The sequence below is a fragment of the Neoroseomonas terrae genome, assembly GCF_018129025.1.
Taxonomy (GTDB): Bacteria; Pseudomonadota; Alphaproteobacteria; order Acetobacterales; family Acetobacteraceae; genus Neoroseomonas; species Neoroseomonas terrae.
The window spans coordinates 1-1,195 of sequence record NZ_JAAEDI010000062.1 but is presented as its reverse complement, the minus strand read 5'-3'; the positions used below and the strand labels follow the sequence as shown (position 1 = coordinate 1,195).

At 73.0% G+C, this 1,195-nt stretch carries 1 protein-coding gene; it reads left to right on the top strand.

Going from position 1 to position 1,195, the window contains the following annotated elements:
• Positions 1 to 110 precede the first annotated feature (110 nt).
• Positions 111 to 1,195, top strand: a 1,085-nt coding sequence (locus GXW78_RS27675) for a trypsin-like peptidase domain-containing protein (RefSeq protein ID WP_211872148.1), incomplete at its 3' end; no start/stop codon positions are given.

Sequence of the window (1,195 nt, the reverse complement as noted above, 5' to 3'; positions counted from 1 at the left end):
GGCCCGCTGCGGCGGCGGTTCCGCCACCACCGCGCGCTGCGGCGACACCCGTGCCGATGCCGCCGGCGGCGCCGGCTGCCGCGGTGACCGCGCCGACCGGCGCGCGCACCGTGTCCTCCGCCTGGAACTGGTGGCTGCTGCCGGTTGGCGTCCTCGTGGCGCTGATCTTCCTCGGCCTCGGCTTCTGGCTCGGCTGGCAGCTCATCTCGGACCGCATCGCCGCGCAGCGACTGGTGGCACCCGTGGCCGATGCCAGCCGCATCGACGAACAGGTGGCGCGCCAGCGCCAGACCAATGAGGCGCTGCAGCGGGAAATCGAGCAGGCGCGTCAGGCCATGCAGGGCGATGTCTGTCGGCCGGAAGGCTTCGGCCAGTCGCCGCTGACGCCGCCGCAGATCACGCCCATCCAGCCCTCCGCCCTGCCGCCGACGCCGCAGGGGCAGCAGGCGTTCCAGGGCACGCTGATCGAATTGCTGGACCAGGCGACCGTGCTCGTGCTCGGGCCGCTGGCGAACGGGCAGGGGGTCGGCACCGGCACCGGCTTCGTCGTCGCGCCTGGCCTCGTCATCACCAATGCGCATGTGGTCGCGCCGCTCGATCCGGCGCGGACCTATGTGGTGAACCGACGGCTTGGCCGGCCCTATACGGTGCAGGTGGTGGCGCAGACGCCGGACCCGGCCCCGGGCCGTGCCGACTTCGCCTTGTTGCGCCTGCCCGGGAACGTGCCGCCGCTGTCGCCGCTCGGCCTGACGCGGGTGGCGAGCCGGCTCGACCCGGTGATCGCCGCGGGCTTCCCGCAGGCGATCATGCAGACGGACGCCAATTTCCAGGCGCTGCTGGACGGCAATATCCGCGCCATCCCGGAGCTCGCAGTGACGGATGGCCTGATCAGCGCGGTGCAGAACCTGCCGTCCGGGCTGGTGGTGATGCCGCACACGGCGGCGATCAGCCGCGGCAATTCGGGCGGGCCGCTGGTCGATCGCTGCGGGCGCGTCGTCGGCGTCAACACCTTCGGCTTCTTCAATGCAGAGCAGGGGGAACGGGTCTCCTACGCGCAGAAGGAGGATTCGCTGCTGGCGTTCCTCACGGCGAACAACGTGCCGGTGGCGGAGCTAATGGGGGCGTGCCAGCCGGCCGCTCCCGCCCCGCAGCCGCCGACGGCGTCCGCGACGCCGCCGGCCGGCCCCGCCGCCAC